The sequence below is a fragment of the Aureimonas sp. Leaf454 genome (genome assembly GCF_001424685.1).
Lineage (GTDB): Bacteria > Pseudomonadota > Alphaproteobacteria > Rhizobiales > Rhizobiaceae > Plantimonas.
The window spans coordinates 609360-635242 of sequence record NZ_LMQT01000001.1 but is presented as its reverse complement, the minus strand read 5'-3'; the positions used below and the strand labels follow the sequence as shown (position 1 = coordinate 635242).

The following is a 25883-nucleotide window of genomic DNA, read 5'->3' as shown; positions in this document are numbered from 1 at the left end:
GACTGGCACAGGCCCTGCGGTGCAGCAAGCCACATCTCTCGTGATGGAAGCCGAACGGACGATCAGGCGGAGGGTGCGTCCCGTTCGCCCGCCGATCGCGTCGCGTCCCCGGCCTCTGTCACCTCCAGAAAGGCCGCGACCGCCGCGATGTCCTCGTTCATCGGCCGGTCGTCGGCATAGAGCGGCGCGAGAGCCCGGATGCGCCGCCGGACCGCCTGCATGCGCGGCGCGGCGCGTCTCTCCTCCGGCTGGAGGTCGTAGGCTTGCGCCGCGGCGAGAAGCTCGATCGCCAGCACGTCCCGCAGATTGTCGAGGAGAGCGAGCGCCTTCGTCGCGGCGGGCGTCGCATGGGTCAGAATGTCCTCCTGCAGCGCGGAGGTGATGCCGCCGCCGAGGCTGGCGGGGGCGGCGAGGCCCCGGTTCTCGGCGACGAGCGCCGCGGCCGTGTATTGCGCGATCATGTAGCCCGAGGCCACGCCGTCGCTCACGGCGAGAAAGGCGGGAAGGCCGCTCACCAGAGGGTTCACCAACCGGTCGATCCGCCGTTCCGAGATCGCGGCCATCTGCGCGACGGCGACGCCGAGCGCATCCAGGGAAAGGCCGAGCGCGGCGGCGACGGCATGGGCTTGCGACAGGATCCTCGGCGCTTCGGGCGTGCCGGCGACGGCAGGATTGTCGGTGACGCTGGCGAGTTCGCGCTCGACCACCGCCGCGACGTCGGTCAGCGCGTCGCGCGCCGCGCCGTGGATCTGCGGGATCGCGCGAAGGCTGAGCGGGTCCTGCGTTCGTCGTCCGGTGGTCTCGGCGAGACGCGGACTTCCCGACAGGAGATCGCGCAGCGTCGCGCCGACATCGGCCAGTCCTTGCGAACGCCGCAGCGACAGCGTCTCGGCGGCAAACGCGTCCGCCTGTGCGCCGAGATTCTCGTAAGCCATCGCCGCCGCGACATCCGCCCAGGCGAAGAGGTGCCGCGCCCGCGAGACGGCGAGGGCTCCGAGGCCGGTCGCGCAGGGCGTGCCGTTGACGAGGCTGAGACCCTCCTTGGCCTCCAGCACCAGCGCCGTCCGCCCGACGGCGGCCAGCGCCTCGGTTCCCGTCATCCGCTTGTCTCTCGCCAGGACCGCGCCGTGGCCGAGAAGAACGAGGGCGATCGCGGCGGCATGGGTGAGGTAGCCGACGGAGCCGCGCGACGGGATCACCGGGAGGAGATCGGCGCAAAGCAGCGCGAGAAGCGTCTCGACGATCTCGATCCGCACGCCGGATGCGCCATGGGCGAAATTGGCGATCTGCGCGGCCATGACGGCGCGGGTCTCGCGGCGGCCGAGCGGAGCGCCGATCCCGCAGGCATGGCTGAAGACGATGTTGCGCGACAGCGCGCGCTGAAGGCCTCGATCGATCACGATGTCGGAAAGCGCGCCGACGCCCGTGTTGATCCCGTAGCCGCGGATGCCCTGCTCGACCAGCGCCTCGACGATGAAGCGCGCCCGGACGATCCGCTCGCGGGCCGCTGCCGACAGAACGAGGTCCGCGCCGTCCGCGACGGCGGCGATGCCGGCGGCGGACAGGGGGGCATCGAGCGTGATGGTCGGCGTCATGGCGGAAGAAGCCCTCTCGTCCGGTCGGCGGCGTTGCCGGCCGGACGACGGTCTTCGCATGGCCTTGCGACGAACTGAAGCCGGTCAGAGGGTCCCGGCGAAGAGCGCCCGGATCGTCCGCTCGCTCTCCTGGAGGATCCGGAAGGCCCGGTATTTCGCCGCGTGGAAGCCCGCTTCCCCGCCGTTCGGGTCCACCGTCGCGCCGCGATGGCACATGGCGGCGGCGGCCGTGGCGAGGCTGGGCTGCGCGCCGGAGGCGACGGCTCCCAGCATCGCCGCCCCGAGGAGAACCGGCTCCGCCGTCTGGGGCAGCACGACCTTCAGCCCCGTCGCATCGGCGAGGATGCGGCGCAGGAGTTCGGAGCGCGCGGCGCCGCCGGACACGACGATCGTCTCGAAGGACACGCCCTTCTCGCGGTTGGCCTCGATGATCTGGCGCGTGCCGTAGCAGAGGCCGCAGAGCGTCGCGACGAAGAGGCGCGTGAGGTCGTCCTCGTCCGCCGCCAGCGTCAGGCCCGCGACGACGCCCGTCGCGTGGGGGTCGGCTTCCGGCGCGCGGTTGCCGAGCAGTTCGGGCACGACGTGGAGGTTCGCACTCAGCCGGGCCGCGGCCTCGATCGAGCCGGCGATGCGGATGGCGTTGGCCTCGAGGCGGTCGAAGATGGTGACGCCCGCGCCCGAGGCCGCCGCGAGCGTTGCGGCGTGAGCCGGGTGCGAGGCGAGGAGATGGTCGAGCGCCGCGCCATAGGCGGACTGCCCGCCTTCCAGAAGCCAGTAGCCCGGCATCATCGCGCCGAAATAGGGGCCCCAGACTCCGTCGACGAAGACCGGCTCGCGCGTCAGCGCCATCGAGCAGAGCGAGGTGCCCATGATCAGCGCGAGTTCGGTGGCGGGATCGCCGGGCTCGCCCGAGGCCGTCGCCGAGCCGAGCGTTCCGACGCCGCCGGCATGGGCGTCGATCAGCGAGGCGCCGACGGGTATGCCGGGGGACAGGCCGAGATCGCGCGCGGCCTCGTCGGTCAATCCTCGTCCGAGCGGGGTCGCGATATCGACGATGCGCGAACCGATGCGGGCGAAGTCGTTCGCGGCGAGGTCGCCGAGGCCGATCGTCTCGAAATAGCCGCGGTCCCAGCGGTTCTCGTGGGCGAGATAGGTCCATTTGCAGGTGACCGTGCAGACCGAGCGTTCCAGCGCCCCGGTCGCGCGAAAGGTCAGGAAATCCGCGAGGTCGAAGAAGTGGCCGGCCTTCGCGAAGGTCTCCGGCAGGTTCTCCTTCAGCCAGAGCAGTTTCGGCGTTTCCATCTCCGGCGAGATCGTGCCGCCGACATAGTCGAGGACGCCGTGGCCCGTGGCGTTGATCCGGGCGGTCTGGTCCATCGCGCGGTGGTCCATCCAGACGACGACGTTGCGGGCGGGATCGCCGCTCGGCCCGACGGCGAGCGGCCGGCCGTCGGGATCGAGCACGACCAGCGAGCAGGTCGCGTCGAAGCCGAGGCCGCGGATGTCGGAGGACGCGACGCCGCCGGTCTCCACGACCTCGCGAACGCAGGCCGAGATCGCCTGCCAGATGTCCTCGGAGGACTGCTCGACGATGTCGCCCGCCTCGCGCCACATCCGGATCGGGCGCTTGGCGGCGGCGGCGAGCCGTCCCGCCGCGTCGAAGAGCCCGGCCCGCGCGCTGCCGGTGCCAACGTCGATGCCGATGAAATGGTCGCTCATGAAGGATATCCCGTTCTGGTCGGTGCCCGCCGGCGGCTTCGGCGACGCGGCTGGCGCCGCCGAAGCCGGGGAGCGTCTCGCGTCGGTCTTACAGGTCCACGCTCGTCGGGAGAATCACCATGTCGCGGATGGTGACGCCGGGCGGGCGCGTCAGCATGAAGATCACGGCGTCGGCGACCTCCTCGGCCTCCATCAGGCTGCCGTTCGCCTTGGCGTCGTCGAGCTTGGCCTGCGGCCAATCGGCGATGAGGGCGGTCACGACCGGTCCCGGCGCGACGGCCCCGACGCGGATGCCGTGTTTGATGACCTGACGGCGCAGCGTGTGGACGAAGGCCTGGATCGCGAATTTGGAGGACGTGTAGATCGGCTCCCAGACGACGGGCACGAGCCCTGCGATCGAGCTGGTGACGATGATGTCGCCGGACTTTCGCTCCGCCATGTGCGGCAGGACCGCATGAATCGTACGGAAGACGGCGTTGATGTTGAGGTTCAGCATCCGGTCCCAGGCGTTGGGATCGCCCTCGATGACCTCGCCGCCGACATAGGCCCCGGCATTGGCGTGGAAGATGTCGAGCCGGCCGGCCGATTGGAGGATGGCGGGCATCATGCGATCGACGCTCTGGGGGTCGAGCACGTCGACGACGAGGGGCGTCGCGAGTTCGCCGAGCTCGGCGGCGGCGGCGGCAAGCCGCTCTTCGGACCGGTCGACGAGAAAGACGCGGGCCTTCGCGTCGACCAGCGCCTTGGCGCAGGCGAGGCCGATGCCGGAGGCGCCGCCGGTGATGGCGGCGACCTTGCCCGTCAGATCCTGTTTCATGGTCGGTCTCCTCGGAGATGATCGATGCGCGCCGGTGCGATCGCCCGGGATCGGCGCAGCGGAAAGGGGCGCGCGGGCGGATCCCGCGCGGGGAGGGTGGCGCGGGTCAGGCGCGGCCGTGGGAGACGCGGGACTGGCGCGCCAAGCTGTCCACGATGACGGCGATGGCGAGCACGCCGCCGGTGATCATGTAGCGAAGCGAGGACGACAGGTTCAGGAGCGTCAGGCCGCTCGCGATCGACTGGATCACGATGATGCCGAGAAGCGCCGACCAGGCGCTGCCGCGCCCGCCGAAGAGGCTGGTGCCCCCAATGACGGCGGCGGCGATGGCGTTGAGGTTCACGTCGCCCGTGCCGGCCTGCTGGCTAGCGGAGGCGAGGCGGGCCGAGGAGAGGACGCCGCCGAGCGCGGCGAACATCGAGCAGAGCACGAAGGCCGAGGCGTAGATGCCGGCGACGTTGATGCCGGCGCGCCGCGCGGCTTCCGCATTGCCGCCGACGGCGGTCATGGAGCGACCCCAACGGGTGCGCGTGAAGGCGTAGTTCATGACGATGACGAGGAGGACGAAGAGGCCGAACATCCACGGCACGCCGCGTCCGGAATTGAGGTAGAGGACGATCGCGACGAGGCCCGCTGTAAGGATCGCCGCCTTCAGCGCGAGGCCGGGAAGCGAGCCGGCGGAAAGGTTGGCGGCCTGGCGCCGCGCCCGGGTGCGCAGGCCCATGACGAGGACGACGATCCCGGGAACGACGGCGAGCGCGAGCGAGACCGCGTCCGGCATGATCATCAGCTGTCCGAAGTCGACCGCGAAGGAGCCGTAAGGCAGGTTGATCGAACCGGTGTTGCCGAGCATGTAGAGCTGGAGGCCGAGCAACGCGAGGAGGCCGGACAGGGTCGAGACGAAGCTCGGCATGCCGAGGCGCGTGCGGAGCGTCGCATAGAGGAAGCCGACGATCGCGCCGAGCAGCAAGGCGCCGGCGATGGCGATGACGAGCGGAACGCCTTCGTTCACCCAGAGGACGCCGACCAGCGCGGAGCCGACACCGCTCATCGAGCCGACGGACAGGTCGATCTCGCCGAGCATCAGGACGCAGACGATCCCGAGCGCGATGACGCCGATGGTCGAGCAGTCGAAGAGCAGGTTGACGAGGTTGTTCGCCGACAGGAAGACCGGATTGAGGACGGTGAAGACGGTCCAGATGAGGATGAGGCCGACGACGACGGGCAGCGAGCCGACGTCGCCCGAGCGCACACGCTCGAAGAAGGCCTTCAGCGTGCCCGAGACGCCCGAGGCGTGCGCGACGCGGCTATCGCTGCGGTCGAGGAGGGCGGGAGCCTTGGAACCGTCGCTCATGCCCTTGCTCCTTCGTTGTGCAGGACGGCCGCAGCCTGCCGCCGTTCGGCGCGGCGCGACACCGCGTTGTCCGTCGCGCCGGTGATGGCGCCGATCAGCGCCTCGTTGGAGGCGTCCGGCGTGAAGACGCCGTTGTTGCGTCCCAGCCTGAGGACGACGATGCGGTCGGCGACGGCGCGAACGTCCTCCATGTTGTGGCTGATCATCAGGACGGCGAGGCCCTTGGCCCGCACGCGCTCGATGAGGTTCAGGACCTCCGCCGTCTGTGCGACGCCGAGCGCGGCGGTCGGCTCGTCGAGCATGATGACCTTCGGATTGAGAAGCAGCGAGCGCGCGATGGCGACCGTCTGGCGCTGTCCGCCGGACAGGGAGGCGACGACGTCGCGCACGTCCGGAATGCGCGCGGCGAGCTCGTTGAGAAGCGTCCAGGCGCGGACCTCCATCGCGGTCTCGTCGAGATGATAGGGGCTGATCTCCTGGCCGAGGAAGATGTTGGCGACGACGTCGAGATTCTCGCAGAGGGCGAGGTCCTGGAAGACCGTCGCGATGCCGAGCTCGAGCGCCGCGCCCGGGCTCGTCAGCGTGACGGGCCGGCCCTGAAAGGTCATGGTTCCCGACGTTTGCTGGTGGACGCCGGCCAGAACCTTCACGAGCGTCGACTTGCCCGCGCCGTTGTCGCCGACGAGGGCGACGACCTCGCCCGCGTGAAGCTCCAGGTCGATGTCGGTCAGCGCGGAAACGGCGCCGAAATTCTTCGAGATGCCGTTGAGGCCGAGCACGAGCTCGCCGCGGGGCGGCCGTGGAGGAGATGCCTGGGACATGGCGGGCGGGCCTTTCGAAGGGGATGGAATGCGTCGGCGCGGGTGGGGGCACGCTCGGTCAGCGAGGACGCGGTGCGGCGCTGCCGGCGGGCCATGAGACCGTCGCCGCGTCCGCAAGAGGAACCCCGGCGGCCCTCGGACCGCCGGGGTTCTCGGCTCACTCGATGCCGAGCGTCTTGCAGCCCTCCGCGTAGCGGCCGGTGCAGAGTTCGGCGGCGGTCGCGATCTTCTTGTCGATGATCTCGGCCTTGAGGTTCTCGGCCGTGATCACCATCGGGACGAAGAGCTCGGACGGGGTGTCGTAGAGCGTGGTCTTGGGCTCCGGGGTCTGGCCGGCGAGGAGCTGGACGGCGACCTTGGCGGCGGCGGCGGCGACGATCTCGCTCGGCTTGGAGATCGTGTTGTACTGGTCGCCGGAAATGACCAGCTGGAGGCCGGCGATCGTGGCGTCGTTGCCCGTCACGGGCGGGACGGGATCGATGCCGGCCGCCTTGAAGGCCGCGATCGCGCCGCCGGCCGTGCCGTCGTTCGCCGCGACGACGCCCTTGATGTCGGCGCCGAAGCGCGTGACCTGGCCGCTCGCCCATTCCTGCGCCTTCGGCGGCGCCCATTCCGGCGTGTCGTATTCGGCGAGCGTCTTGTAGCCGCTGTCCTTCAGTCCGGCATGGATGCCGTCGCGGATGAGGCCCGCGGCCGCGTCGGTCGGCGATCCGTTGATCTGGAGAACGCCGCCCTCGGTGGTCGGCACGCCCTTGGCCTTGAGATGGGCGACGAGCGAATCCGTGATCGACTTGCCGATCGCCATGTTGTCGAAGGACACGTAATAGGCCGCCGGCGTCGTCGGGATCGGTCGGTCATAGGCGATCACCTTGACGTCCTGGCTTTCCGCGAGCTTCACCAGGGAGGCCGCCGCCGTGGAATCGACCGGATCGAGCACGACGACCTTGGCCCCTTGCGAGATGACCGAGTTGAACTGCTGCTGCTGCTGCGAGGCGTCGGCATCGGCGTTCTGGTAGATCACCGTGCATTTGGGGCAGAGCTTCTCCATCTCGGCCTTGAAGCCGGGGAAGTCGTGCTGCTCGTAGCGCGTGGAGCCCTGATCGGGCATCAGGAAGGCGACGGTGCCCTCGAGGTCGGCGGCCTGGGCGTGCGCCGCGGTGCCGGCGAGAAGGGAGATCGCGAGCGTCGCGAGTCCGGTCCTGATGGCGTTCGTGCGGATCATTGGAAGTCCTCCCGTTTCGGTTCTGGTTCGGCCGCTGGGTTGGGCCGGGCTTCGTCCGCTCATGTCTCGTTCTCCCGGACATGTCGGCGAATCTGGTGGATCTCGTCAGTGCAGCGGCTCGTCCGCCGCGGCGGATGCCGGCGCGGGACGCGGAGACGCTCGAAGCGCAAGAGCGGCGGTCTCGGGGATGCGCTGGCCGACGGAGGAGCGCACGACGAGACCGGCATTCATCACGATGGAGACCGGCGGCGTCGAGACTCCCTCCCGCATGCGCAGGCGCAGGCGGTCCCAGGCGGCTTCGGCGATCTCCTCGACCGGCTGGCGGATGGCCGTCAGTCCGGTGTTGCGGGCGCGCATCCAGGCATCGTCGTCGAAGGCGATCATCGAGACGCGGTCGGGAATGGCGATCCGGAAGGCGGCGAAGGTGGACAGGACGCTCAGCGTCGTGACGTTGGTCGAGGCGAGCACGGCATCCGGCACGTCGTGCCGCTCCAGCCAGCGCGCGAAGATGGCCGTGCCTTCGTCGACATTGGTGCCGAGTTCGAGAATCGTCGCATGTCGCCCCGTTTCGCGCAGGATGTGGTCGGCGGCCGACTGCACACGCTCCTCGATCGGGGACATGCTCATCCGCGAGGCGGCGAGGACGATGTCGCGATGGCCGTGCTCGACGAGGTGACGCGCCGCGACCGCGCCGGCATCGCGGTTGTCGATGGTCACGGTATCGGCGACGGTGCAGGGCAGGGCGACGCGGTCGACGAGGACGACCGGCATGCGCTGGGCTTCGGCGGCCAGGGCTTCGGGAACCTCGTTGGAGCAGGGCACCGCGATCATGCCCGCCGGACGGAAGGCGAGCAGTGCTTCGAGGCGGGAGGCCTCGATGGCCGGCGTATCGCGCGAACTCGCCACGATGACGTCGTAGCCGTCGGCCTGCGCCAGGGCCTCGAACCGCGTGACGATGGTGGCGAAGAACGTGTCGGTGAGGTCGGGAACGAGCACGGCGACGACGTTGGTGCGGCCGGAGCGGAGTTGGGAGGCGGCGCGGTCCGGCAGGTATCCGAGCTGGCTGGCGGCCTTGCGGACGCGCTCCTGCAGGTCGCGGTTGACGGGCTTGCGACCGCTGAAGACGTTCGAGACGGTCGCGGCGGAAACCCCGGCGAGCGCGGACACGTCCTTGATCGAGATGCGGTCCTTGCTCACGTCGACGGCGCCTCCCAACGCTGTAAATCGATTTACTGAAAATCGATTTACAGGGGATTTGGAGGGGGCGCAAGGGGGATCGTAGGGTTGACGACAGATCACGTCGCCGTTCGAAGCATGCGGGACGGAAGCCGCCTCGGTCGGTCGGATCGCTTCTCATCCGTGACAGCGGACAGACCTCCGACGGTTGACGAAGCCTGCGCATTCGGTGAACTGCGAGGGTGCGGCTCCGGAGGAGGAGCGGGCGCTGGGGGGCAGGATGAACGCGGACGAGACGGTAATCCGGCGCAGGGAAGGCGGGCTGGGACGCCTCGTCCTCGACCGGCCGCAGGCGCTGAACGCTTTGAACCTTCGGATGATCCGGGAACTCCAGGCGGCCTTCGACGGGTTTCTCGGCGATCCCGACGTGGGTGTCGTCTCCCTCGAAGGGGCGGGACCGCGCGGGTTCTGCGCCGGAGGCGACATCCGCGCGGTCCATGCGAGCGGACGGTCCGCCAGTGGCGAGGCCGAGGCCTTCTGGCGCGAGGAATACGCGTTCATCGCCGACCTCGCCCATGCCGACAAGCCGGTCGTCGCGCTGATGGACGGGATCGTGATGGGCGGCGGCGCGGGTCTCTCGATGCATGTCGCGCACCGTGTCGTCACCGAGCGCACGCGCTTCGCCATGCCCGAGGTGGGGATCGGCTTCCTGCCCGATGTCGGCGCGACGTTCCGCCTGCCGCGTTCCCCCGGCGGTCTCGGCCGTTACCTCGCCTTGACCGGAAACACCGTGGGGCCCGCCGATGTCATCGCGGCGGGCCTTGCCGACGCGCAGGTTCCCGCAGCGCGGCTTGGCGAACTCGCCGCCGCGCTCGCGGCGCTGTCGGTTCCCGCCTCGAACGCCGACGTCCGTTCCGTCATCGCGTCCTTCGCGACCGAGCCCGCGCCCGGCCTCTTCGCCGCGCAGGCCGAGACGATCCGCGTCGCCTTCACCGCCGGCGGCGCGGCCGCTGCCGCGGCCGTGCTCGCAAAGATCGGGCCGGGCCATCCCTCCGAATCCTTCGGCGCCGAGACATGCGCGCTCCTTGCCACGCGCTCTCCGTTCTCGCTCCGCCTGACCGAGACGCTGCTCGATCTCGGCGCCGCGTCGAACCGGCTGGAGGATTGCCTCGTGCGCGAGTTCCGCGCCGCCTGCCACTGCCTGACGGTCGAGGATTTCTACGAGGGCGTTCGCGCCGCCGTGATCGACAAGGATCGCCGGCCGCGCTGGCCCTCGGCTGGGGACGGCGCCGCCGATCTCGACATCGACCGGGTTCTCTCGCCGATCGCCGGAACGCCCGATCCCGTCTTCGCGAGAGCGGATCGTCCGCCCGCCCATCACTAGGAGATCCACCATGGATCGCATGAAGAACAAGGTCGTGCTCGTGCTCGGCGCCGGCTCGGTCGCGGAGGGCTGGGGCAACGGCAAGGCCGCGGCCGTGGCCTATGCCCGCGAGGGCGGCAAGGTCGTCTGCGTCGACATCAAGCTCGCCGCCGCCGAGGCGACGCTCGCCGTCATCGAGGCCGAGGGCGGCGAGGGCCTCGCTCTCTCCGCCGACGTCACGGTCGCCGCCGAGATCGCGGCGGTCGTCGCCGCCACGATGGAACGGTTCGGACGGATCGACGTCCTCCACAACAATGTCGGCATCAACCTGCCCGGCGGCGCGGCCGAGGCGACCGAGGAGAGTTGGCGCCGCGTGATGGACGTCAACCTCACCAGCGTCTTCCTCGCCTGCAAGGCGGTTTTGCCCATCATGGAACGCCAGGGCAAGGGGGCGATCGTCAACATCTCCTCGCTCGCGTCCATCCGTTGGACCGGCTACCCCTATGTCTCCTACTATGCGTCGAAGGCCGCGCTGAACCACTTCACCCGCGCCGTCGCGGTGGAATATGCGGGCAAGGGCATCCGGGCGAACGCCATCCTGCCCGGCGTGATGGACACGCCGCACATCACCAGCCAGATCGCCGGCTATTACGGCTCGGCCGACGAGATGCGGGCCAAGCGCGACGCGCTTTCACCCATGAAGCGCCAGGGCGACGGCTGGGACATCGCATGGGCCTCGGTCTTCCTCGCCTCGGACGAAGCCAAGTACATCACGGGCATCGAACTGCCGGTCGACGGGGGCTTGCATGTGACCGTGTCGGGCAGCCTGCCCGGCTGAGCTCTTCGATCGGAAATCAGGACCGGCGACCAGACGACGGGCACGATTCCAGGTCCACGATGTGGATCGAGATCGACAATAATTCGACCGCAAGCAACGCTTACACTTGCGAGGATCCGTTTTCTTGCGGTAGTGACGACGGCGTCGACGGCATCAGAGATCCATCCAATGGACCGCCGCGACAGGTGGTGGACCTGGATCCATCCACCACCGGGAGGAGCGATGAGAGGCCGTGACGGGCAGCTCGTCGTCGCGAGCGGTCGTCCTGCCGTCCGATTCTCCCGATCGTGCCGCGTCCCGCATCGAGCATGCGACGGCGCTCCTCGGGAGGCTGGAAGCACATGACCCTCGTCCACGACGTCGCCGAACTCGACCCCCTGACCGCCGGTCTCGACGGTGCGGCGTCGCATTCGCGCTCGCGGTGGATGCTGCCGGTCGAGATCGCCGCGGCACTGCTGCTCGTCGGGATCATCGGGCTTCTGCTCGCCGGCGTCGTGTCGCGCTACGTCTTCTCGCTGCCGATCATCTGGATCGACGAGGTCTCCTCGATCTCCTTCCTCTGGCTTGCCATGCTGGGCTCCGCCATGGCGATCGACCGGGGCGAGCATCTGCGCCTCACGCTGTTCTTCAATCTCCTGCCCGAGCGCCTGCGCGGCTTCGTCGGAACGTTCGGTCTCTTCCTCGTCGCGGCCTTTCTCGGCGCCATGCTGATGCCGGCCTACGAATACGCGTCGGAGGAGGGCTACGTGACCTCCGCGGCGCTGAACATCCCGTTGAGCTACCGCGCTTCGGCGCTGCCGATCGGCGTGCTCCTGATGCTGGTCATGGCGCTCGTCACGGCATTTCGCGGCGCCCGGGCCTCGGTGGTCGTGGGGTCGCTTCTCGCCACGGCCGTCTGCGTCGGGCTCTTCTGGCTGGCCTCGCCGCTTCTCGTCGCGATGGGCAACTGGAGCCTCGTCGTCTTTCTCGTCGGCGTCGTCGGGCTTCTTCTCGCGATGGGCGTGCCGATCGCCTTCTGCTTCGGGCTCGGGACGCTCGGCTATCTCACCTTCGCGACCTCGGTGCCGACCATGGTGATGATCGGGCGGATGGACGAGGGCATGTCCTCGATCGTGCTCCTGTCGGTGCCGATCTTCGTGCTGCTCGGCTGCGTCCTCGACGCCACCGGCATGGGGCGGGCGATCGTCGAGTTCCTGGCCTCGCTCTTCGGTCACGTGAAGGCGGGCATGTCCTACGTCCTCCTCGGATCCCTCTTCCTCGTCTCCGGCATTTCCGGCTCGAAGGTCTCGGACATGGCGACGGTCGCGCCGGCGCTCTTTCCCGAGATGAAGCGGCGCGGGCACAAGCCGAAGGAAATGGTGGCGCTGCTCGCCACCGGCGCGGCCATGGCCGACACGGTGCCGCCCTCGATCGTGCTCATCGTCCTCGGTTCGGCGGCGGGCGTCTCGATCGCGGGGCTCTTCACCTCCGGCTTCGTGATCGCGATGCTGCTTCTCGTCGTGCTGGCGCTTCTGGCGCGTTGGAAGGCGACGCGCGAGCGGATGGACGACGTGCGCCGCGCGCCGTTCGCCACGATCGCAAAGGCGCTCGTCGTCGCCGCGCCCGCGCTCGTCCTGCCCTTCCTGATCCGCTCGGCGGTCGGCGGGGGCGTCGCCACGGCGACCGAGGTCTCCACCATCGCCGTTCTCTATGCGATCGTCGTCGGCATCATCGTCTATGGCGGCATCCAGCCCCGGCGCATGTGGTCGATGCTGGTCGAAACCGCCGCGCTGTCCGGCGCGATCCTTCTCATCCTCGGCACCGCCTCGGCCATGGCCTGGGCGCTGACCCAATCGGGTTTCGCGGGAAGCCTCGTCGCCGCCGTGCAGGGCCTTCCCGGCGGCTGGGTGAGCTTCATGCTCGTCTCGATGGCGATCTTCCTCGTGCTCGGCTGCGTGCTCGAGGGCCTGCCCGCGATCGTCCTCATGGCGCCGATCCTCTTTCCCGTCGCGCGGAGCCTCGGGATCAACGACATCCACTATTCCATGGTCGCGGTGACGGCGATGAACATCGGCATGATGGCGCCGCCGATCGGCATCGGCTTCTACATCGCCTGCAAGATCGGCAACGGCTCGCCCGACGAGGTGATGCGCGCGATCTGGCCCTATATCGGCGCGCTTCTCGTCGGCCTCTTCATCATCGCCTTCGTGCCTGCGCTTTCGACCTTCCTGCTCTGAGGACCCCCGAGCCCGACGAGCCGAAGCCTGCCGCAACGACAAGAAAAACCAACGTTCAGACCCCCCGGAGGAAACCCGACATGACTTTCAATCGCCGCTCGCTCCTTCTCGGATCGGCCGCCGCCGGCATCGCGACCACCTTCGCGATCCGCACGCGGCCGGCCCATGCCGCCGAGTTCAACTACAAGTTCGCCAACAACCAGGCGCTGTCGCATCCGATGAACGTGCGCGCCAAGGAGGCGGTGGACAAGATCCTGGAACAGTCCTCGGGCCGCGTCGCGATCCAGATCTTCCCGTCCAGCCAGCTCGGCGCGGACACGGACGTCCTCAGCCAGGTCCGCTCGGGCGGCGTCGAATTCTTCTCGCTCTCGCCGATCATCCTCTCCACCTTCGTGCCGAACGCCTCGCTGTCCGGCATCGGCTTCGCCTTCCCCGATCATTCCAAGGTCTGGCCGGCCATGGACGGCGCGCTCGGCGCCTATGTCCGGGCCGAGATCGAGAAGAAGGGTCTCCTTACCATGGAGAAGATCTGGGAGAACGGCTTCCGCCAGGTCTCGTCCTCCAAGGGGCCGATCGGCTCGCCGGCCGATCTCGAGAACTTCAAGATCCGCGTTCCCGTCAGCCCGCTCTGGACCTCGATGTTCTCGGCCTTCGGTTCGGCTCCGGCCTCGATCAACTTCGCGGAGGTCTACACCGCGCTCCAGACCGGCGTCGTCGACGGGCAGGAGAACCCGCTCGCGATCCTCTCCACGCACAAGCTCTTCGAGGTTCAGAAGTTCGTCTCGATGACGAACCACATGTGGGACGGCTTCTGGATTCTGAAGAACCGTCGCGCCTGGCAGGCGCTGCCGGAAGACCTGCAGCAGATCGTCGAGACGAACTTCAACGCCGCCGCCATGCTGCAGCGCCAGGACGTGGAGTCGCTGAACGAGACCCTGCGCGGCGAGCTCGAAGGCCATGGCATGTCCTTCAACACGCCGGATGCAGAGCCTTTCCAGGAAAAGCTCCGCTCCGCCGGCTTCTATTCGGAGTGGAAGGGCAAGTACGGCGACGAGGCCTGGGCGATTCTCGAGTCCGCCGTCGGCCGCTCCTTGAGCTGACGCGGACAGGGAGAGCCAGCGGATGGACGGCGGTAGCGATCTCGCGGCGGAGCTGAAGGACGGCGCGCTCGCCGGTTCGGGCGCGCAGGCCGTCGAGCGGGCGCTCCGCCTCCTGTCGCTCGTCGGGCGCGGTGCCGATCGCGGCACGACGCTCGGCGAGGTCGTCGCCGACAGCGGCCTCAACAAGCCGACCGCGCGGCGGCTCCTCATGGCGCTGATCCGGGCGCGGCTGGTCGAGCAGGACGAGGTCTCGCGCCGCTACTTCCTCGGCGGGGAGCTCTATGTGCTCGGGCAGCTCGCGTCCCGGCGCCACGGCCTTCTCGACATGGCCGGCGAAAGCCTCCGGCGTCTGTCCGCGGTCTCCGCGGATACGAGCTTCCTCTCGATGCGGCGGGACGACTACGCGGTCTGCCTCCAGCGGGAGGAGGGCACGCATCCCGTTCGCACCCATGCGCTTCTCGCCGGCGACCAGCATCCGCTCGGCGTCGGCGCGGGATCGCTCGCCATGCTCTCGGCGCTGCCCGATGCCGAGGTCGAAGCGGTGCTGGAGCGCATCGAACCCGCGCTCGGCGCCCGCTATCCCGCCTATTCCCTCGCGCTCCTGCGCGCGGACGTCGCCCGAACCCGCACGTCCGGTTTCGCCCTCAATCCCGGCCATGTCGTCGCGAGCTCCTGGGGCATCGGCAGGGCGATCCGCTTTCCCGACGGGCGGCTCGCCGGCGCGCTGTCGATCGCGGCGATCGACAGCCGGCTCCGGCCGGAACGGCAGGTCGAACTGGCCGCCCTCATCGGCGAGGAGGTCGCGCGGGTGGAGGCGAGGCTCGCCCGGCTCTTCGCCGCGCAGGCTTCGCCGGACCCGAACGTCCGGCCGGTGGAGAGGGCCCGCGCCACGAGAGGCTCGCCCGCGCGGGCGTGAGGCGGCCGAGGGCTCGTCCGACCACCGCACCGGCGCGTGTCTCGCGCCGGTGCCGATCGCAACCATTTTCGATCGCACTCTTCGAAGGAACGACACGATGGCAGAGGCTGAGATCGTCGGCTGGGCTCACAGCAAGTTCGGCAAGTCCGAGGCGCCTTCGACGCTGGAACTGATGGCCGAGGTCGTCGGTCCCGCGCTGGACCATGCCGGCATCGAGGCGCGGGACGTCGACGGGATCTTCGTCGGCGTCTACAACAACGGCTTCTCCCGGCAGGATTTCCAGGGCGCGCTCGTCGCCATGGGATCGGGCGGCTTCGACCACACGCCGGCCGTGCGGCTGGAGAATGCCTGCGCCACCGGTTCGGCCGCGCTCTATGCCGCGCTCGACTTCATCGCGGCGGGGCGCGGGCGCATCGCGCTGGTCGTCGGAGCCGAGAAGATGACGGCGCTGCCGACCAAGGAGACCGGGGAGATCCTCCTCAGCGCCTCCTTCCGCGAGGAGGAGGCGGACGTGGAGGGCGGCTTCGCCGGCCTGTTCGGACGGATCGCGGGCGGTTACTTCCAGCGATACGGCGACCGGTCCGAGGAGCTCGCCATGATCGCCTCCAAGAACCACCGGAACGGGCTCTCCAACCCCTTCGCCCACATGCAGAAGGATCTGTCGACCGACTTCTGCAACACGGTGTCGGAGAAGAACCCCTACGTCGCCGCTCCCCTGCGCAGAACCGACTGTTCGCTCGTTTCCGACGGGGCCGCGGCGCTCGTCGTCGCGGATGCCGAGACCGCCGCGCAGATGAAGCGCGCCGTGGCCTTCCGCGCGCGCTCGCAGGCCAACGACATCCTCGCTTTGTCCCGGCGCGATCCGACCGCCTTCGAAGGCGCGCGGCGGGCCTGGAGCGGCGCGCTCGGCATGGCCGGACTGTCGCTGGACGATCTCGATCTCGTCGAGACGCACGACTGCTTCACCATCGCCGAGCTCATCGAATACGAGGCGATGGGCCTCGCCAGAGCCGGCGAAGGCTACAAGGTCGTGCGCGAAGGGATCACCGCCAAGGGCGGGCGCCTGCCGGTCAATCCGTCCGGCGGCCTGAAGTCGAAAGGGCATCCGATCGGCGCGACCGGCGTCTCGATGCATGTCATGGCCGCGATGCAGCTCTGCGGCGAGGCCGGCGACATGCAAGTGCCCGATGCCCGACTGGCCGGCGTCTTCAACATGGGCGGGGCTGCCGTCGCCAACTATTGCTCGATCCTGGAGCGCACGAAATGACGGACCTTCCGGATTCCGGCGGCTTTCGTGCAGAAGGCCGCGATCCCGAGGGCGGCGTCGCGCCGATCTCGACCCGCGTCATGAATCTTTCGCGCTTCGTGGCGCAGGCCGCTCGCCGTGAGCCGGAGCGCCCGGCCTTCGTCTGGGGCGAGCGCGTCTGGTCCTGGGCCGAGTTCGAGGCCCGCGTCGACGCCATGGCGGCGGCGCTGCAGACGCGCTTCGGTGTTCGAAAGGGCGATCGCATCCTCGTCCAGTCGCAGAACTGCAACCAGATGTTCGAGTCCATGTTCGCCTGCTTCCGGGTGGGCGCGGTCTGGGTGCCGACGAACTTCCGTCAGACGCCGGACGAGGTCGCCTATCTCGCCAAGGCCAGCGGCGCGACGGGCCTCATCTGCAACGCCGCCTTCCCGAACCATGCCGAGGCCTGCCGACGCGACTGCGCCGATCTCGCCTTCACGATCGTGATCGGCGAGGCCGCGTTCGGCCCGTCCTACGATGCGATCGTCGAGGAGCACCGCGCGATCCGCGCCGTCGAGGCCGCCGTCGGCCGCGACGATCCCTGCTGGTTCTTCTTCACCTCCGGCACGACCGGCCGGCCGAAAGCGTCCGTCCTGACGCATGGCCAGATGGCCTTCGTCATCAACAACCATCTCGGCGACCTGATGCCCGGCACGACCTCGGCCGACGCATCGCTCGTCGTCGCGCCCCTGTCGCACGGGGCGGGCGTCCATCAGCTGACGCAGGTCGCGCGCGGGGCGACGACGATCCTCCTGCCGACCGAGCGCTTCGACATCGAGGCGGCCTGGCGGCTCGTGGAGACGTGGCGCGTCACCAACATGTTCACCGTTCCGACCATCCTGAAGATGCTGGTCGAGCACCCCGCCGTCGATGCCTACGACCATTCCTCGCTGCGCTACGTGATCTATGCCGGCGCGCCGATGTATCGGGAGGACCAGAAGCGGGCCCTCCGGGTTCTCGGCCCCGTGCTCGTCCAGTATTTCGGCCTCGGCGAGGTCACCGGCAACATCACCGCCCTCGCACCCGCGCTCCATTCGGCCGAGGACGGGGCGGGCGTGCGCATCGGCACCTGCGGCACCGACCGCACCGGCATGGAGGTGCAGATCCAGAACGAGGCGGGCGAGGAGGTCGGCGCCTTCGAGACCGGCGAAATCTGCTGCATCGGGCCGGCGGTCTTCGCGGGCTACTACGACAACCCCGAGGCCAACGCCAAGGCCTTCCGCAACGGCTGGTTCCGCACCGGCGATCTCGGCCACCGCGACGAGGCGGGCTTCCTCTACATCACCGGACGCGCTTCGGATATGTACATATCCGGCGGCTCCAACGTCTATCCCCGCGAGATCGAGGAAAAGATCCTGACCCATGCGGGGATCAGCGAGGTCGCCGTGCTCGGCGTGCCCGATCCCCTCTGGGGCGAGGTCGGCGTCGCGGTCTGCGTCGCCCATGCGGGCGCGGCCGTCTCTGAGGCCGAACTCGCCGCGCATCTCGAGGGACGGATGGCCCGCTACAAGCTGCCGAAGCGCTTCCTCTTCTGGGATGCACTGCCGAAGTCGGCCTATGGCAAGATCACCAAGAAGATGATCCGGGAGGAGCTCGATCGGCGCGGCGATCTCACGGGGGACGGCGATCCCACGCTGCGGCGGTCGGCCTGATGGCGGGCGCGCTCCGGCGGTTGGCGCATCCCGGTCCCGAGGCCGTGACCCGGATCGAGGCCGTCGAGACCGATCTCGTCGCCGTGGAAGGGCATCTTCCCGCCGGCACGAGCGTGATGGAGGCGGTGGCGGCGTTCTTCTCCGAGCGCGGCCTTGCCGGCGGGGTCCTGCGCTTGTCGGGCGGGGCCTGCGATCCCTATCGCTACGTCCTTCCCGCGCTCTCGACCGATGGCGAGCACGCCGCCTGGTACAGCGCGACCATCGCGCCGGCGGGCGGCGCGCGCCTGATCGAAGGCACCGCGATCGTCGGTCGGCGCGACGGCGTCCCGTTCCTCCATTGCCATGGGACATGGGAGGCCGACGGCACGGTGCGCATGGGCCACATGCTGCCGCTCGACAGCGTGCTGACCGAGCCCGTCGCGGTCTCCGGTCATGCGAGCCGCACCGCGCTCTTCGACGCGACGCCCGACGCCGAGACGGCCTTCACGCTCTTCTCGCCGCTCGGTCTCACCGCCGCCGCGCCGTCGCGTCCCGTCGATCGCCGAGGGCTCTTCCTTCGGTTGCGCCCGCACGAGGACGTCGCGGGCGCCATCGCGGCGGCTTGCCGGCGACACGGCGTCGGGGCGGCGGAGATCCACGGGATCGGCTCGATCAACGAGGTGGTCTTCGAGGACGGAAGGCGGGTGTCGTGCCTTGCGACGGAGATCGCCATCGAACACGGCGTCGTCGCGTCGGGTCCGGACGGACCTGTCGCGACGCTCGACGTCGCGGTGGTCGACATCGACGGCGCGATCCACCGGGGACGGTTGCGGCCGGGCGACAATCCCGTCGGCGTAACCTTCGAACTCGTCCTCGTCGAGCCATTTCCAGAGGAGCCGGCATGACCGATCCCCAGCCATCCGCAGGTCCCTCGCCAAGCCGCAGCGTCGTCGTCACCGGCGCGGGCTCGGGGATCGGACTTTCGGCCACGCGACGGCTTCTGGCCGCCGGCTGGCATGTCGTCGCCGCCGATCGCGACGCGGACGCGCTCCGCCGTCTGGGCGAGGAGAGGATCGAGGGCTCCGAGCGCCTCGTCCTCCATCCGCTCGACGTCACCGACGAGGGCGCCATCGCGCGGCTCGCCGAGCTCTGCTCCGGCCACGTCGCGCCGCTGCGCGCGCTCGTGAACAGTGCCGGCATCGGCGCCAACGCGCGCTTCGCCGACACGACGACCGAGATGTTCCGCAGGATCTACGAGATCAACGTCGTCGGTGCCTTCGCGCTCAGCCAGGCGCTCGCGCCGCTGCTCGCCGCTTCCGGCGGCGGCTCGATCGTGCACATCGCGTCGGTTTCCGGCATCATGGGCAATGTCGGGCGCTCCGCCTACGGGGCCTCGAAGGGCGCGCTCGTCACGCTGACGAAGATCATGGCGGTGGAACTCGCCGAGCAGTCGATCCGCGTCAACGCCGTCGCGCCGGGGCCGATCGAGACGCCGATGGTGCGCGAGTTCCACACGGCGCAGACGCGCGCCGAATGGGACCGCACCGTCCCGATGCGCCGCTACGGCACGCCGGAGGAGATCGCCGGCGCCATCGCCTTCCTCGCCGATCCCGACCAATCCTCCTATGTGACGGGCCAGATCCTGTCCGTCGACGGTGGCTTCACCGCGGCGGGGTTGATGGCCTGAGGGAGAACGCGCGATGACGGGCGACGACAAGCCGGGAGCGGGCGTTCCCGAAACGCTCCAGGAGAAATCCGCGCGGCTGAAGGCGGCGCGGCTCCAGGCGGAGCGCGACAAGGATGCGCGCATCGACCGCGCCAACCGCAAGGCCTCGGCCCGCCGCAAAGTGCTGGGGGACGACAAGCGCTGATCCCGCGCGCCGTCCCCTCCCGTTTCCAGAAACGCGCCGCCGCTGCACCCGGCATCACCAGGACCATGTGACATGACCATCGCCGACACGAGCGACCCTTACGTCTTCGCGCCCGCGCCAGTGCCGACCCTTCCCATCCGCGGGACGTCGAAGCTCTTTCCCGTGCATCGGATCTATTGCGTCGGCCGGAACTTCGCCGACCACGCCGTCGAGATGGGCCACGATCCCGATCGCGAGCCGCCCTTCTTCTTCCAGAAGAACCCGGACACGCTGGTGCTGTCCGGACGTGATTTTCCGTACCCGCCCGCATCCCGCGACGTCCATCACGAGATCGAACTTGTGGTCGCGCTCTCCAAGGGCGGCCAGGACATCGCGCCGGAAGCGGCGATGGAGCACGTCTTCGGCTATGCCGTCGGGCTCGACATGACCCGGCGGGACCTCCAGGGCGAGGCGAAGAGGATGGGCCGCCCCTGGGAAACGGGGAAGGCCTTCGAGGCCTCCGCGCCCTGCACCGCGATCGTTCCGGCCTCCGACGTCGGGGACATCGCGGCGGGCGCGATCGAACTCAGGGTCAACGGCCAGTTGCGCCAGAGCGGCGATCTCAACCAGATGATCTGGAAGATCCCGGACATGATCGCCCATCTCTCCGGCCTGTTCGAGCTGCGCGCGGGCGATCTCATCTTCTCGGGAACGCCGGCGGGCGTCGGCGCGGTCGCGCGGGGCGACGAACTGGTCGGCACGGTGGCCGGCGTCGGGGAATTGCGAACCCGTGTCGTCTGAGGCCGACGGCATGCCGAAGCGCGGGGCGTGGCGACCCCGCGACATCGGTCGATCCGATCTGTTATGAAGCCGTCCATGTCCCGTTCGAGAGCCTGCATTCGATGACCCATTCCAGACGTGACGCCAATCCGGATCTCGCGACACCGGATCTGTCGTCGCTCTCCGTCCTCGCGGAGGCGGCGATCGCGAACGGCTGGCCTGCGGCGGACGTCGCCGATGTCCTGACGCAGATCGTCGGTCCCTCCGATGGTCCCGTCGTGGCGAGCGCGCCACCGGTGCAGGCGAGCCGATCGTCACAGACCGTCCGCAGCCTGTTCGGCGGCGCGGCGAAGACGCGCTGAGATCCCGCTCCATCGCCGGCGGCGCCATCCGTCCGCCGCGCGCCGCTTCGTCCCGACCGTCCGGGATCAGCGGGTGATGCGGGTCTTCGACAGCGAGGCCATGATGTCGGCGAAGGCCGCGTCGAGTTCCTTGTCGTTGCTGGCGCTGTAGAAATACTTCCCCTTGCTCGCATAAGGCTTGGCGGTGTCGCGCAGGTCGCTCAGCTTGTAGGAGGCGCAGCCCTTCAGGAGGGCGTCGACGCGCGCCTTGCTGGAGAGCGGGATGTCGAAGGCGATCGTGTAGATGATGATCCCGTCCCGCATCACCGCGCCGGAGCCGTCGACGACCGGCTGACCGCTCGAATCGCGAAGCGCGATGCGCCCGTCGTTCTTGGCGTTCGCGCAGACGATGGAGGTCCTCGCGTCGATGGCGGAGGTGTAGTTCGCATTGTTCTTGGTCTTCGAGGCGTTCGTCGCGTGGTCGAAGATCCGCTCCGTTGCGGCGAAACCGTAGGAGCCGAAGGCGGTCAGGTTCTTGTTCGTGGTGTTCTGGTTGTCTTGGTAATAGGTGTTCTCGCCATCCGTCATGACGATCATCGCCTTGATGTTGTCCTCGTCGCCGGATGCCCGCCCGTCGGTGAAGGGCTGACGCCTGGAGAGGACGCGCCAGCCCCAGCCGACACCCTGATCGACATTGGTCGAACCCGTGGCGACGAGCTTGGAGACCGTCGACAGGGTGGTCGACGCGCTGCCGCTGAGGGGCTGCAGCGGATTGGAGTCGCAGATGTAGCTCGGGCTGTACGAGTTGTTCGCGCCGATCGAATTGGTGGGAAAGATCGTTGCCGAATAATACTTGTTCACGTCCCGCAGTCGCGTTTCGAATTTCGATGCGTCGCTGTCCTTGAGGTAGGAGTTCACCCAACCCTTCTTGAGGTCGTCACCTTCGTCCGGCGCGAAATAGGGGACGAACAACGTGTCGGGGTTGGCCTCGGATGGCTCCGTATCGTTGGTGCCATAGGGATCGACGCGCGCTTCCGCGCAGCCCTTGAAGGCGTATTTGGGATAGGTCTTGGCGAACTGCGCGTAGATGTCCTGGCGCGACAGGGATCGAAGCGGGTTCAGCGCGTCGACATAGGCGTTCCGTGTCGGATAGAGCGGATTCCTCAGGGCGCGGGGCACGCCTAGCAACGTCGTGTAGGACGACCAGTCCAGGTTCTCGTTGTGGATGGTCGACAGGCCCTTGGGATCCATCCACCACTCGTTCAAATATTGCGGGCCGATGTTGACGGCGCCGGAAAACGGGACGACCGCGACCCGGACGGGGTCGTCGTCTCCGGTCTTTGCCGCCGATCCGAAGAGGCTCTGGACGGCCTTCGACGCCTGAGCGCGCAGCGTCACGATCTTGGCCGAGCCGCCCGCGGCGGGTGCGTCGTTCATCGAGCCCGACGTGTCCAGCACCATCGCGACCTCGACGGTCGTGTTGCTGATCGCGACCACGCTTTCCGCGGTGGAACAGGCCGATCCCTCGATGCCCTTGGCCGAAAGTCCATAGCCGGTCAGGAAGAAGGGATCGTAGGTCGAGCAGGAGCTGATCCTGATGGTGCGTTCGTGGTCGCTGTTCCAGGACAGGCCCTCGTAGCTCATGGTCGCGGTCGTGCGGGACAGGGATGCCGTGTTGGCGTTGAAGAAGGTGCGGGCGGTCGCTTCGATCACCTTCGGATCCGACTGCGACGAGGATTGCTGCGCGGCCGCGAGCGCCGCGGCGTCGAGCGCGGCCTGCACCAGCCGCTGGTCGCGATAGAGCAGCGACAGATCGATCATCGCTCCCGTCATGAACACCAGCGGTACCGCGGTGAGGGCGCCGATGACCACGAAATTGCCATGCGTCGCGCCGGCGAAGGCACGAAGGCTTCGCTTGAAACGATTCTGTCCGGCGAAGGGCATGTCCGACCTGCACGCTAAGGAGCACTGATCGGCAGTCTATCCAGTGATTGTTAATCGCCTCCTGATTGTCATCCTCAAACTTTCGCGCATTTCGACGTGTCGCCACGGCAGGGCTGCTGCTTCCGTCGCTCGCCGGCGATGCTCCACAGGCAGACAGGCAGACAGGCAGACAGAGCGCCTCTTCGCGTTCTTGGAACGGACGCGATGACGATGGATCGTGTCCAGAGACGGACGAAGGGGGGCGCCGGATCGCGGTCGCCCAGGTTCAGGTCGTGGTCGACCCTCGGACGACGACGCGATGCGCGCGAGATACGGAGCCCGCCGCCCTTTCAAGCGGAACGGAAGACGGTCAAGCGGGCGAGCCATCCGGCGGGACGAGGCTAATGGACGATGCGCAACACCGCTAGCCGCTTCGAGATCTGCTGGAAAACGGATGTCAACTGACTGGCCAAGTCGATGTCGAAGAAGTAGTCCGGCGACGTCGCACAGTCTCTGAGAAGTTTCTGGTCTCCCTCCATAAGGTTGATCGTGTAGAGGATCACGTCCGCGTCCTTCAACGCCTTGCATGCGATCCGCATTCGCGCGTCGATGCGCGATCCCAATCCATCCCACCGAGAGTTCGTGTTTTCTCCGTCCGTCATCAGCATCGCGATGCGTTTTGCACGAGGATTGCTCCCCGTGAGGGGGGCTTGCGGCGTGAAGGCCTCCATCGCCCATTGCAATCCGATGACGTTGTTCGTCAGGCCGTTGGGCTTCATTCGATCGATGAGGGATCTTGCTGCCTTGTAGTCTTTGGAAAGCGGAAAGACGGATTGAAGCTTGTTGTCGTCACAGCGTTTGCGCGGGTAGAGAGTCCTCTTGTTGGTGATATCGGCAGGAATGCCGTTGGTGTCGTAATCCATCGACCGATCCTCGATGCATCCGGACCAGACTCCGCTGCTCACGTCGCGCTCTTCCTCCAGTTGTGATTTCGACGAGGGAGCCGGACCCGATTTCCCGTCCCTCTGGACGGATGATCGCTCCGAGATGCTGTTGAATTGCGAAACGATGCCGGGACCCGCAAAGACCGTGTTGTCGAAGGGTATGATCGCGATCTGCACGTTGGACTTCATCGCTTCGATCGTGCTGATGAATTGGTTGGCCGCCTTTCTGAGCTCTACGATTCTCTTGTCGCCGATCATCGACAAGGAGTTATCCAGGATCAGAACGATGTCCATATCCGCGCCGGCGGCTTCGGCTGTCGAGTTGACGGAGATACGGGAGGCTTTCATCCCGAAAATCGTGAGAAAGTTGTACGGAACGGTCGCCGATATATTGTAGACGATCTGGTCGCCGACTTTCTTGACGGTGCCTTGGGCGCCCGTTCCGTAGTTTGCTTCTAAGAAAATCTTTGCGTTCCGGTTCATGTCGTCGATGGAGGCGCCCGGGGCTGAGCGAGATGCCGCGATGATGGCGCTGTCGGCCGCGGATTGCAGCTTGGACCTCGCCTTGTACTGCTGCGCGATATCGATCATCCCGCCCATGGTGAGCACGAGCGGCAGGGTGGACAGGGCACTCATGACGGCGAAGTTTCCTGATCGCGCCTTTGCAAAGCGAACTATACTATATAAAAGTCTTATTACATATGATAAGAGAAGCATCTTTTTTGTTCCTGTTCATTTTACTCAACAACAGGACGATGAATTAAAAATTAAACGAGATTTATATCAGATTTTATATAGAAAAACTGATGGATTTGCATTGAGGCGGCGGGTCCCGGTCACATTCCACCTTCATCTCACCCGGTGGTTGAATTCATTTCTCAGGTCGTTCTCGTTGTTGTTGATGCGGTCCCATCGGCTCCTTTCTTCGGCGGCCTTGTGTTCGGCGGGGTAGGGGGGCGTCGCACCAGGAGCTTGGCTTGCCTCGAGGGTCGAGATGCGGTTCCGCATGCGAGGGTCGCAGCAGCGCGGTTGCGTCCGATGCCGGCAGGATCGTGGACGAAGCGGTGCAGGAAAAACGCTGCCGAGCCGCGCCGTCCGAGATTTGGCTCGGAATCTAGTGGGACAGACCGCGCAGATAGATCGACATGAGCTGCGTCTGGGAGGTGATGCCGAGCTTGCGGTAGACGTTCCGGCGATGGACCTTCACCGTCCCCGTCGAAATCCCCAACCGAAGGCCGATGGACTCGGAGGAGTGTCCCTGCAGCACGAGTTCGACGATGGCCGCTTCGCGCTTCGTCAGGTTCATGGCGTCCCAGACCTGATCGGTCGAGCGCAGCGGAGAGCGGCGCAGCCGCTTGCCGTGAGCCTCCCGGTCGAAGCGGGGCGACAGATCCCCCCAGGAACGCTGGACGAGGGCCCTGACCAGCGGTTCGGCCGTGCGCAGGAGAGCGAATTCCCGATCCGCGAACGTGCCGCTTCGTTCCTTGCGCATCAGGGACAGGACCACCGAGATGCCCCCGCCGCACGGCACGAAGTAGCCGAGTTCCTCCGCAAGCCCGGTCTGAACGTAGTAGGTTCGCCGATACTCGCTGGAGAAGAAGCGGTCGGGCGCGAGCTCGCGCATGCGCCAGGCGCCGGGTCTCATCGCCAGGGCCTGATGGTAGAACGGATCGAGCAGATAGGGCCCCGCCTGGTACAAAGAGACGAAGACGGCGTATTCCTCGGGAGCAAACGTGCTGAAGAGCTCGATCGGCCGGTCCTTGCCGCGATAGGCGAAGACCACGACCTCATCGAATTGCGACAGCGACCCGAGCAGCGCCTGCAGGATGCGCCCGAGATCCTGGTCCTCGGCGGGCAGCACAGCCTGGAGACCGCGGGCGGCCGCCTGGAACAGCGTGTCGAAATCAGGTGCCATGACGATGAGGGGCCTCGGGCGATCGTCTGAGCGGGATGCCCAAGCGGTATACACCCTGCGACGCGACAATCGAAGAA

General features: G+C 67.8%; 22 protein-coding genes. 12 read left to right on the top strand and 10 right to left on the bottom strand.

Translation table 11 applies throughout. From position 1 onward, the window contains the following. Positions 1-62: 62 nt before the first annotated feature. The 7 genes from hutH to ASG43_RS02770 all read right to left on the bottom strand — a co-directional run bounded on the left by hutH (position 63) and on the right by ASG43_RS02770 (position 8725). A complete protein-coding gene (gene hutH / locus ASG43_RS02800; RefSeq protein ID WP_056499894.1) occupies positions 63-1595 on the bottom strand; it encodes a histidine ammonia-lyase in 1533 nt (510 codons plus the stop codon). 84 nt (positions 1596-1679) lie between these two features. Continuing rightward, on the bottom strand, positions 1680-3314 hold the full coding sequence (locus ASG43_RS02795; RefSeq protein WP_056499893.1) for an FGGY-family carbohydrate kinase: 1635 nt from the start codon (positions 3312-3314) through the stop codon (positions 1680-1682). 88 nt (positions 3315-3402) lie between these two features. Further along, a complete protein-coding gene (locus ASG43_RS02790; protein ID WP_056499891.1) occupies positions 3403-4131 on the bottom strand; it encodes an SDR family oxidoreductase in 729 nt (242 codons plus the stop codon). A gap of 106 nt (positions 4132-4237) precedes the next feature. Next, on the bottom strand, positions 4238-5485 hold the full coding sequence (locus tag ASG43_RS02785) for an ABC transporter permease (protein WP_056499889.1): 1248 nt from the start codon (positions 5483-5485) through the stop codon (positions 4238-4240). Further along, positions 5482-6306 (bottom strand): ATP-binding cassette domain-containing protein, encoded by an 825-nt coding sequence (locus ASG43_RS02780; protein WP_056499888.1) that lies wholly within the window; start codon positions 6304-6306, stop codon positions 5482-5484. Before ASG43_RS02780 ends, ASG43_RS02785 begins: the two co-directional genes overlap by 4 nt. A gap of 157 nt (positions 6307-6463) precedes the next feature. Then, entirely contained in the window at positions 6464-7528 is a 1065-nt protein-coding gene (locus ASG43_RS02775; RefSeq protein WP_056499886.1) for a sugar ABC transporter substrate-binding protein, read from the bottom strand. A 105-nt stretch (positions 7529-7633) separates the two neighbouring features. Continuing rightward, entirely contained in the window at positions 7634-8725 is a 1092-nt protein-coding gene (locus ASG43_RS02770; protein WP_156386368.1) for a LacI family DNA-binding transcriptional regulator, read from the bottom strand. A gap of 187 nt (positions 8726-8912) precedes the next feature. Here ASG43_RS02770 and ASG43_RS02765 point away from each other — a divergent pair, with 187 nt between their 5' ends. The 12 genes from ASG43_RS02765 to ASG43_RS02715 all read left to right on the top strand — a co-directional run bounded on the left by ASG43_RS02765 (position 8913) and on the right by ASG43_RS02715 (position 21045). Further along, positions 8913-10088, top strand: coding sequence for a 3-hydroxyisobutyryl-CoA hydrolase (locus ASG43_RS02765; RefSeq protein ID WP_156386366.1), 1176 nt, complete (start codon positions 8913-8915; stop codon positions 10086-10088). Between the two features lie 10 nt (positions 10089-10098). Continuing rightward, positions 10099-10905, top strand: coding sequence for an SDR family NAD(P)-dependent oxidoreductase (locus tag ASG43_RS02760; RefSeq protein ID WP_056499879.1), 807 nt, complete (start codon positions 10099-10101; stop codon positions 10903-10905). A 341-nt stretch (positions 10906-11246) separates the two neighbouring features. After that, a complete protein-coding gene (locus ASG43_RS02755; RefSeq protein WP_056499877.1) occupies positions 11247-13121 on the top strand; it encodes a TRAP transporter large permease subunit in 1875 nt (624 codons plus the stop codon). Positions 13122-13201: 80 nt separating this feature from the next. Beyond that, the gene (locus ASG43_RS02750) at positions 13202-14221 is read left to right on the top strand and encodes a TRAP transporter substrate-binding protein (protein WP_056499875.1); all 1020 of its coding nucleotides are present in this window, start codon (positions 13202-13204) and stop codon (positions 14219-14221) included. 22 nt (positions 14222-14243) lie between these two features. After that, positions 14244-15137 carry an IclR family transcriptional regulator gene (locus tag ASG43_RS02745; RefSeq protein ID WP_082490553.1) on the top strand — a complete coding sequence of 298 codons (894 nt, stop codon included), beginning with the start codon at positions 14244-14246 and terminating at the stop codon, positions 15135-15137. A 97-nt stretch (positions 15138-15234) separates the two neighbouring features. Beyond that, positions 15235-16404, top strand: a complete 1170-nt coding sequence (locus ASG43_RS02740) for an acetyl-CoA acetyltransferase (protein WP_056499873.1) — start codon at positions 15235-15237, stop codon at positions 16402-16404. Continuing rightward, entirely contained in the window at positions 16401-18074 is a 1674-nt protein-coding gene (locus tag ASG43_RS02735; RefSeq protein WP_056499870.1) for an acyl-CoA synthetase, read from the top strand. Before ASG43_RS02740 ends, ASG43_RS02735 begins: the two co-directional genes overlap by 4 nt. Then, on the top strand, positions 18074-18958 hold the full coding sequence (locus ASG43_RS02730; protein ID WP_056499866.1) for a DUF296 domain-containing protein: 885 nt from the start codon (positions 18074-18076) through the stop codon (positions 18956-18958). The genes ASG43_RS02735 and ASG43_RS02730 overlap by 1 nt, the downstream gene beginning before the upstream one ends. After that, complete coding sequence (locus tag ASG43_RS02725) at positions 18955-19740, top strand: SDR family oxidoreductase (RefSeq protein WP_056499863.1); 786 nt, start codon at positions 18955-18957, stop codon at positions 19738-19740. The genes ASG43_RS02730 and ASG43_RS02725 overlap by 4 nt, the downstream gene beginning before the upstream one ends. Positions 19741-19753: 13 nt before the next feature. Further along, positions 19754-19924: a hypothetical protein gene (locus tag ASG43_RS22500; protein WP_156386364.1), complete on the top strand. Its 171-nt coding sequence runs from the start codon at positions 19754-19756 to the stop codon at positions 19922-19924. A gap of 72 nt (positions 19925-19996) precedes the next feature. After that, positions 19997-20704, top strand: a complete 708-nt coding sequence (locus tag ASG43_RS02720; RefSeq protein WP_056499861.1) for a fumarylacetoacetate hydrolase family protein — start codon at positions 19997-19999, stop codon at positions 20702-20704. Between the two features lie 101 nt (positions 20705-20805). After that, positions 20806-21045 carry a hypothetical protein gene (locus ASG43_RS02715; RefSeq protein WP_056499859.1) on the top strand — a complete coding sequence of 80 codons (240 nt, stop codon included), beginning with the start codon at positions 20806-20808 and terminating at the stop codon, positions 21043-21045. A gap of 66 nt (positions 21046-21111) precedes the next feature. Here the strand turns inward: ASG43_RS02715 and ASG43_RS02710 are convergent, their stop codons facing one another. From ASG43_RS02710 to ASG43_RS02700, 3 genes are all read right to left on the bottom strand, one after another. Next, positions 21112-22968 (bottom strand): pilus assembly protein TadG-related protein, encoded by a 1857-nt coding sequence (locus ASG43_RS02710; RefSeq protein WP_056499858.1) that lies wholly within the window; start codon positions 22966-22968, stop codon positions 21112-21114. A gap of 380 nt (positions 22969-23348) precedes the next feature. Next, positions 23349-24608, bottom strand: coding sequence for a pilus assembly protein (locus tag ASG43_RS02705; protein ID WP_082490552.1), 1260 nt, complete (start codon positions 24606-24608; stop codon positions 23349-23351). 397 nt (positions 24609-25005) lie between these two features. Next, positions 25006-25806 carry a helix-turn-helix transcriptional regulator gene (locus tag ASG43_RS02700; protein WP_056499855.1) on the bottom strand — a complete coding sequence of 267 codons (801 nt, stop codon included), beginning with the start codon at positions 25804-25806 and terminating at the stop codon, positions 25006-25008. Positions 25807-25883 lie beyond the last annotated feature (77 nt).